Origin of the sequence: Acidovorax sp. (assembly GCF_046314175.1) — a bacterium.
Lineage (GTDB): Bacteria > Pseudomonadota > Gammaproteobacteria > Burkholderiales > Burkholderiaceae_C > Acidovorax.
On record NZ_JBKBXG010000145.1, the window covers coordinates 1 to 6893 of the forward strand.

The window sequence follows — 6893 nt, forward strand, 5'->3', positions numbered from 1 at the left end:
TCTGCACCTGCTTGAGCAACGGAAACATGTCGGGCGCCAGCCGTGCCTGCAGCAAGGCGTCGGGCTCGATCGACTTGGTGGTTGCGTATTCGCTCGCTTGCGCAAGAATGGATTTCAACGCGGTCAGCATCTGCGTGAGGACGGGAACCGAGTGGGAGTACATGGGGCTGGTCATGGGGTGGTCCGGTGAGTGTGTGAAAGGGAAAAAGCCAGGGCCCTGTCGCGCCGAGGGGCCAAGGGCTGCCAGGTTCGTGTGCACTGGGTTGGAAGTGCCAGGTTCGTGCCGGCTTTTGCGCCGCCGGGCACTGTAACCCGCCTGTAGCGACGGGCACTTGTCAGGCGATACCACCCTTGCCTTGCAAACGGGCATTCACGTGCCAGGCGCTGTCGGATCTAGCAGATTGGCCGCCCCGTGCAAGGCGGCGAGCGCAAACTGGTGATCGGCCACGCCGCGCGCAGCTACGTGGCGCTGTACCACTACATAGAGGCCCGGGACACGGCGTTCGTGCTGGCCGTGCGCAGCCAGCTTGAGGCCGGGGTCAAGCGCTAGGTTTGGAGCCAAATTGGCCACTAGCGCTTATGAAGTAAGCGCAAGCAGCTATCAAAATGAGAGTGTCTGCCAGCCTGGCTACGCGTGTCAGAAGTGCCCCTATCCGTTCTGGCTGAGCCTGTCGAAGCCACCCGCAGGGCGTCGTTAACACGTCTAATGGGAAATACGACCCAGCGATTGAGGTTCATGCGGTGAAAGGCCCGTTTATTCACCGCGCAATTTGCGGCGAATAAACGCCATAATCACCGCATGTGGACCGAAAAGAAAGCCCCTCGCCGCCGCACTTACCTGTGGCAACGCCCCGACTGGCCGCAGTGGCGTTTTGACGCGGCAGCCTTGGCCGCTCCACTGGCCGAAGTGCACCGCGCACAGGGCCACCTGGCCGGGCGCATGGCCGACTTGGGGCTGGTGCAGCGCGACCAGGCCACCCTGCAAGTGCTGACGCAAGAAGTCATCACCACCAGCGCCATCGAAGGTGAGCGGCTGGACCTGGACGCCGTGCGCTCCTCCGTGGCCCGCAAGCTGGGCCTCGACATTGGGGCCCTGGCCCCCAGCGACCGGCATGTGGACGGCGTGGTGGACGTGGTGCTGGACGCCACCCGCAACTTTGACCAGCCCCTTACCCCCGAGCGCCTGTTTGGCTGGCATGCGGCGCTGTTCCCCACCGGCTACAGCGGGCGCACGCGCATCACCGTGGCCGCGTGGCGCACCGATGCCAGCGGCCCCATGCAAGTGGTGTCAGGCCCCGTAGAACGGCAGAAGGTGCACTTTGAAGCCCCGCCCGCCGCCACCCTGCCCGCGCAAACCCAGGCCTTCTTTGACTGGTTTGAAGCCGCCCCAGCGGGCGACGCCCTCATCAAAGCCGGCCTGGCCCACCTGTGGCTGGTCACCCTGCACCCGTTTGACGACGGCAACGGCCGCCTGAGCCGCGCCGTGGGCGACATGGCCCTGGCCCGCGCAGAGGGAGCACACCAACGCTTTTACAGCTTCAGCGCCCAGATACAGCGCGAGCGCAAAGATTATTACGACCAGCTAGAGGCTACCCAAAAAGGCCCGCTGGACGTGACCCCGTGGCTGCACTGGTTTCTAGGCTGCCTGCTGCGCGCCGTGCAGGGTGCAGACGCCACGCTGGCGGGCGTGCTGGACAAAGCCCAGTTCTGGCAGCGCTGGGCGGGCACGCCCATGAACGCGCGGCAAACCCTGGTGCTGAACCGCGTGCTGGACGGCATGGAGGGCAAGCTGACCAACGCGAAGTGGGCGGCGATGGGCAAATGCTCGGCGGACACGGCGCTGCGCGATATCAACGACCTGCTGGAGCGCGGCGTGCTGCGCAGGCTGGAAGGTGGGGGGCGGAGTGTTGGGTACGAATTGTGTGCCAAATAGGCCACAATCCACCGTGAAATAAGCGCGAGCAGCTATTAATACATGAGCGAAACGGCACGCCACACCTTCGAAACGCCAGAACACCTCCACGCGTGGCTGCAGGCCAACCACGCCAGCGAGACGGAGCTGTGGGTGCGTATCTTCAAAAAAGCCACCGGCCAACCCAGCGTGACATGGGACGACTGCGTGGTGGCCGCCATCGCCTGGGGCTGGATCGATGGGATACGCAAGAGCTTGGACGACACCTCGTTTTTGCAACGCCTGACGCCGCGCCGCGCTCGCTCCAACTGGTCGCAGAATAACGTGCAGCATGCCGAGCGGCTGGTAGCGCAAGGGCGCATGCAACCCGCTGGCCTGGCGCAGGTAGAAGCCGCACGCAGCGATGGGCGCTGGGCCGCCGCCTACGCCGGCAGCGCCACCATGGTGATGCCCGAAGACTTTTTGGCAGCGCTGCAACAAGACCCCGTTGCCCACGCTTTCTACGCCATCCTGAAGCGGCAGCAGCTGTTCACCATCTACTACCGGCTCACTAGCGCCAAGCGGGCGGAGACGGGGGAGAAGCGGATGGCGAAGCTACTGGCAAAGCTGGCGCATGGGGGAAGCCCTTGAAATGTATCGCCAGTGCGACAAGTGTGTAATCGCTAGTTTTGCAAGACGAATGGCCTGTAGCCTACGTAGAATATTCGCAAGCAGCTATTAATACAGCGGAAAATTAATTAGTCAACCTTCTCTACTCCGCGCCTCGCGTTGTTAGGTTGCCAATCTCAGGCAGGGTCGCGAACAACTTCCTCATGAAGGCGGCAAAAGTGAACGGACAGTTTCAGGACGAAAAGGTAGAACCCCACATTGCTTAACGCAAACAATTTTGTCTTTTCGTTCCGCGCTATGAAAGCTTGCGACGGAACAGTATGGATATCGTCGAGCAATGCAACGTAATCCTCTTCAAGCGCCGCGCCTTTAGGGAAGTAAACCAACGAGGTGACTCTTTGCTCCTTGATTGCGACTACCTTGGCTTCTATCTGCTTTTGATCTAGTCCAGCGTTCTTTAACAAGTCAACGTATCGCTCAAGTTTGACCATAGAAGCAAAGGAAAGTTTTGTCGGAAGGTCTCGCTTGTTTTCAGGGGCAGCATCACAGCTATTCGATAATAGAAGTGCTCTAATCGATTTTTTGGCCCCGTCTTCAAAACGGAGTACATCAACCGAAGTCCAGCAGTCGCCTTGAAGAAATTCTTCTTTGTAGAGGTTAGTATAGTAATCAATTTGTCTTGGAAATTGATCTAGAGCTTTCGCAAGATGTTCTTTTGCTTTTTGAGATAAATAATAAGGAATTTGATCCTTGATGGACTCGGAAGTGATTTGCATACTTCTCGGTATCAGCTCTCGTACAGATCCCAGAGATTGTCATGCAGAACTTTCTCAAATGTTGCACCTAATGGTTCTTGGGCTGAGAGTAAGTTGACATAGAAATTTGTGACCACTTGTTCAAATGGAGGAGGAGAAAGGTCGTATTGCCCCGTGACTTTGCTTCTAAAGGAATCGGAAGTTGCACCAAAATCATTGGCGGAGTACGCATTGTTCGATAATGCGTTATTCCTTGAACCAAGGTTTGAAGTTTCGGGCAACGCATTCAACATTGCGGCGGATAGTAACCCAGTTATTACAACGGAGCTCATTGTGCTAGATGAAAGATTTGAACGAATTTCATTCATAGGAAGGCCCCAGTGCTGCTATTGTTTCCGGACGTAAACAATCAAAAAACATTGCCTTATTTGCCGAGTGAATAGAATCCAATTTAGTTGAAAAATCATCCTGTAAAGTTTGCATAGAAATGCCATCGAGAACAGCAAGCGTATCAACATCCACAACAAGACCGTCTTTGGTGACGCCGTTATGCAATACAGCGTTTGCTGAGGACACCATTTGAACCGCGTGGATCAATCCATTCTTAGAAATTTCCATTCTCATTTGAAAAGGCTCTTCTCTTAGTTCGTGATCCGCGATCATTACCTTCATGTTCAGCATGGAAATTTTTTCCCGATCAGTGGCCGCAGGGAATAAGTCAACGTATTTAAGCGAATAGCGTTCGACTTTTCCAACAATCCCCGAAAAATTCAGTATTTCAATCGCTTGGGTAATGGCGTCTCGGAATTTGCTCCAGCCGGGATAAGGATACTTGCAGCTAACAGATAAGCTGAAATCGCCAATGTTAATAAAATAAGCATCCCAATCAATTCTGCTAATAGGCGCAAATTTTAGATTTTGATCCGCATCTCTCAAAGGTTTAGGAATTTGCGCAATAGGAAGTTGTTCGATATTTTTTTGGCCAAGTAATTTTCCAAAAAAAATACCGGGAAGAACAACTGAGGCAGGCATGCTTCCGACGAAGCGAACCTCGAAAATTGCATCGATCAATGGTTCGTCTCTAAGTTTTGTTGGGAGGCTAGTAGCCATATCACTCTCGCTGCTTAAATTTAGGGGGAGACCAAGTGTTCCCGACCACATCACACCCGTTGATACGAGCTAGCTGCTTGCACTATATCGCGTCTGTGCCAGGCCGGTATTCGCCACTCTTCTTACGCACGCGGTGTGGTAGCTTGCGTTGGGCCAGGGCGCTGGCGCACAGGTCCATGGTTTTCCAGTCGGCGCACAGCACGGCCATGTCGCCCCAGGCGTGGCCTTCTTTGTGGGCGCTGGCCAAGCGGGCCGCTATCGCAAAGGCTTTGTCGCGCAGGGTGAGCAGTTTGATGATGACGGGGGGCTAGCCTCTAGCGCCCGCAGCTCACGGGTTTGAGTAGGGGGATGCCGTCGTCGTGTTTGGTCTCCAGCACCAGCAAACCCCTGCGGGCGTGCAGCACAACAAAGTCGGGGTGGGTTTGCTTGAGGCCGATGGGCACGTTGTGCCACAGCAGGTAGTCGGCATCGAGCTTTTGCTCCAGCCGCTCGGCCAGGCGTCGCTCGCCCGTGGAATCGAATGCGGACGAAACTATCGCCGGTATCAATGTCGCCATGCCTCCGGTTGCCTCCCGTGGTCTGCTTGGTTATGTGTGCATTTGTTAATGCACTGTAGGGTGTGTGATGCTGGGGTGCAACCTTTGTATGTCAAGGCGGATGCATAAAGCGAGCCTGCGCGGGGCGGTGGCTTGAGATGCCCCAGCGGTCATGGGTTTAAGCAAAATTGGCCTCTGGCGCTTATCCATCAAGCGCGAGCAGCTATCAAAACCATATCGACCGATACAAAGAATCGCGGCAACCTGCATCGGGCAGCGCCAACGAGCCCGCCCTTGCGGCCCTTCAGTTAAATTGCCCCGCATGCCCAACACCGCCGCCCCCGCCTCCCTCATCGATTCCCCCCAAGCCGCCTGGCGTCTGCTGATCACCCTGGGCCTGGTCGTGCTGGGCAACAGCAGCATGTATGTGGTGTCGGTGGTGCTGCCCGCCGTGCAGGCCGAGTTTGGCGTGGGCCGCGCGGATGCATCGCTGCCCTACACGCTGATGATGGTGTGCCTGGGCATCGGCGGGCTGTGGACGGGGCGCATGGCCGACCGGCATGGGCTGATGCCGGTGCTGTGCGTGGGGGCGGTGGGGGTGTGCGGTGGCTTTGTGTGGGCGGGGCTGTCGGGCAGCATCTGGGGGTTTGGGCTGGCCCACGGGTTGATGGGGCTGATTGGTGCGTCGGCCACGTTCGCGCCGTTGCTGGCAGACACGGCGCTGTGGTGGAACCGGCGGCGCGGCATTGCGGTGGCGATTTGCGCCAGCGGCAACTACATTGCGGGTGCGCTGTGGCCGCCCATCGTGCAGCACGGCATCGACACCATTGGCTGGCGCCAGACGTATGTGCTGATGGGGCTGGTGTGTGGCGTGGGCATGCTGCTGCTGGCGCTGCGCATGCGCCAGCGGGCGCCAATGGTGCTGCTGGATGTGTCTGCGGTGCCTGCATCGCCAGGGGGTGCGGCGGCTTCCGCACCCGCACCCGCGCCTGTGGCGTTGGACCGCAGCCGCCCGCTTGGCTTGCGCCCGGTGCATGCGCAGTTGCTGCTGTGTGTGGCGGGTGTGGCGTGCTGCGTGGCCATGGCGATGCCGCAGGTGCACATCGTGGCCTATTGCACCGACCTGGGTTTTGGCGCGGCGCGTGGCGCTGAGATGCTGTCGCTGATGCTGGCCTGCGGCATTGTCAGCCGCCTGGTGTCGGGCGTGATCTGCGACCGCATTGGCGGCGTGCGCACGCTGCTGCTGGGCTCGGCCTTGCAGGGCGTGGGGCTGGCGCTGTTTCTGCCGTTTGACGGGCTGGTGCCGCTGTATGTCATCTCGGCGATGTTCGGGCTGTTCCAGGGTGGCATCGTGCCGGCTTACGCCATCATCATCCGCGAGTACTTTGCCCCGCAGGAGGCTGGTGCCCGGGTGGGCGCGGTGATCATGGCCACGCTGATCGGCATGGCGCTGGGGGGCTGGATGTCGGGCTGGATTTTTGACGTAACGGGCAGCTACCAGGCGGCGTTCATCAACGGCATGGGGTGGAATCTGCTGAATCTGTCGATTGTGGGGTGGCTGTATTGGCGCGTGCGCCAACCGCGCGCCGTGACGGCGCAGCCGCAGCAAAGCCCGGGGTAAACCGGGCAGGCGCGGCCAGCAGGCGCCATCGGCAGCTCAAGCCGACTGCAGGTAACGCCCCGCCAGCTCCTTCTGGGCGGCGGCGTCCACACCCAGCACATCCACCAGATACGGGTGTACGCCGCCAAAGTCGTTGTCCACCAAGTGCAGGGCGGCGTCCAGAAATTCCTCTTGCACGCGCCACAGCACGCGCAGCACTTCTTCCGGCGCGTGGCTGCCCATGCCTTCGGGGCGCTGGTACAGCGCGTTGGTGAGCAGGTAGTCGTGCATGACCACGTCACGCGGCACGCCCAGTGTCAGCAGGATGAGGGCGGCGGCGAAGCCGGTGCGGTCCTTGCCTGCGGTGCAGT

Annotated in this window: 10 protein-coding genes and 1 pseudogene; 4 read left to right on the plus strand and 7 right to left on the minus strand. The window is 59.0% G+C overall.

Going from position 1 to position 6893, the window contains the following annotated elements; translation table 11 throughout:
- On the minus strand, positions 1–175 hold a 175-nt coding region (locus ACK4OE_RS24360; RefSeq protein WP_409888966.1), incomplete at its 3' end, for a DUF1993 family protein.
- A 237-nt stretch (positions 176–412) separates the two neighbouring features.
- Between ACK4OE_RS24360 and ACK4OE_RS24365 the strand changes: the two genes are divergently transcribed.
- The 3 genes from ACK4OE_RS24365 to ACK4OE_RS24375 all read left to right on the plus strand — a co-directional run bounded on the left by ACK4OE_RS24365 (position 413) and on the right by ACK4OE_RS24375 (position 2542).
- A complete protein-coding gene (locus ACK4OE_RS24365) occupies positions 413–550 on the plus strand; it encodes a hypothetical protein (protein WP_409888949.1) in 138 nt (45 codons plus the stop codon).
- A 249-nt stretch (positions 551–799) separates the two neighbouring features.
- Positions 800–1933, plus strand: coding sequence for a Fic family protein (locus tag ACK4OE_RS24370; protein WP_409888951.1), 1134 nt, complete (start codon positions 800–802; stop codon positions 1931–1933).
- A gap of 42 nt (positions 1934–1975) precedes the next feature.
- Positions 1976–2542 (plus strand): YdeI/OmpD-associated family protein, encoded by a 567-nt coding sequence (locus ACK4OE_RS24375; RefSeq protein ID WP_409888953.1) that lies wholly within the window; start codon positions 1976–1978, stop codon positions 2540–2542.
- Positions 2543–2697: 155 nt separating this feature from the next.
- Here the strand turns inward: ACK4OE_RS24375 and ACK4OE_RS24380 are convergent, their stop codons facing one another.
- From ACK4OE_RS24380 to ACK4OE_RS24400, 5 genes and pseudogenes are all read right to left on the minus strand, one after another.
- Complete coding sequence (locus tag ACK4OE_RS24380) at positions 2698–3297, minus strand: hypothetical protein (RefSeq protein ID WP_409888955.1); 600 nt, start codon at positions 3295–3297, stop codon at positions 2698–2700.
- 11 nt (positions 3298–3308) lie between these two features.
- Entirely contained in the window at positions 3309–3644 is a 336-nt protein-coding gene (locus ACK4OE_RS24385) for a hypothetical protein (protein WP_409888957.1), read from the minus strand.
- Positions 3637–4386 (minus strand): TIGR04255 family protein, encoded by a 750-nt coding sequence (locus ACK4OE_RS24390; protein WP_409888958.1) that lies wholly within the window; start codon positions 4384–4386, stop codon positions 3637–3639. Before ACK4OE_RS24390 ends, ACK4OE_RS24385 begins: the two co-directional genes overlap by 8 nt.
- 82 nt (positions 4387–4468) lie before the next feature.
- On the minus strand, positions 4469–4633 hold the full coding sequence (locus tag ACK4OE_RS24395) for a hypothetical protein (protein WP_409888960.1): 165 nt from the start codon (positions 4631–4633) through the stop codon (positions 4469–4471).
- Between the two features lie 115 nt (positions 4634–4748).
- Positions 4749–4943 (minus strand): annotated as a pseudogene (locus tag ACK4OE_RS24400) (nuclease-related domain-containing protein); the annotation flags it as partial.
- 301 nt (positions 4944–5244) lie between these two features.
- Here ACK4OE_RS24400 and ACK4OE_RS24405 point away from each other — a divergent pair.
- Positions 5245–6543: an MFS transporter gene (locus tag ACK4OE_RS24405; protein ID WP_409888962.1), complete on the plus strand. Its 1299-nt coding sequence runs from the start codon at positions 5245–5247 to the stop codon at positions 6541–6543.
- 36 nt (positions 6544–6579) lie between these two features.
- Here the strand turns inward: ACK4OE_RS24405 and ACK4OE_RS24410 are convergent.
- Positions 6580–6893: tyrosine-protein phosphatase (locus ACK4OE_RS24410; RefSeq protein ID WP_409888964.1), on the minus strand; the 314-nt coding region annotated here is incomplete at its 5' end.

Bases quoted from the DNA above. Each gene is read 5' to 3' on its own strand.
- ACK4OE_RS24370 (WP_409888951.1), top strand. From the start codon at position 800: ATGTGGACCGAAAAGAAAGCCCCTCGCCGCCGCACTTACCTGTGGCAA.
- ACK4OE_RS24375 (WP_409888953.1), top strand. From the start codon at position 1,976: ATGAGCGAAACGGCACGCCACACCTTCGAAACGCCAGAACACCTCCAC.
- ACK4OE_RS24380 (WP_409888955.1), bottom strand. From the start codon at position 3,297: ATGCAAATCACTTCCGAGTCCATCAAGGATCAAATTCCTTATTATTTA.
- ACK4OE_RS24385 (WP_409888957.1), bottom strand. From the start codon at position 3,644: ATGAATGAAATTCGTTCAAATCTTTCATCTAGCACAATGAGCTCCGTT.
- ACK4OE_RS24390 (WP_409888958.1), bottom strand. From the start codon at position 4,386: ATGGCTACTAGCCTCCCAACAAAACTTAGAGACGAACCATTGATCGAT.
- ACK4OE_RS24405 (WP_409888962.1), top strand. From the start codon at position 5,245: ATGCCCAACACCGCCGCCCCCGCCTCCCTCATCGATTCCCCCCAAGCC.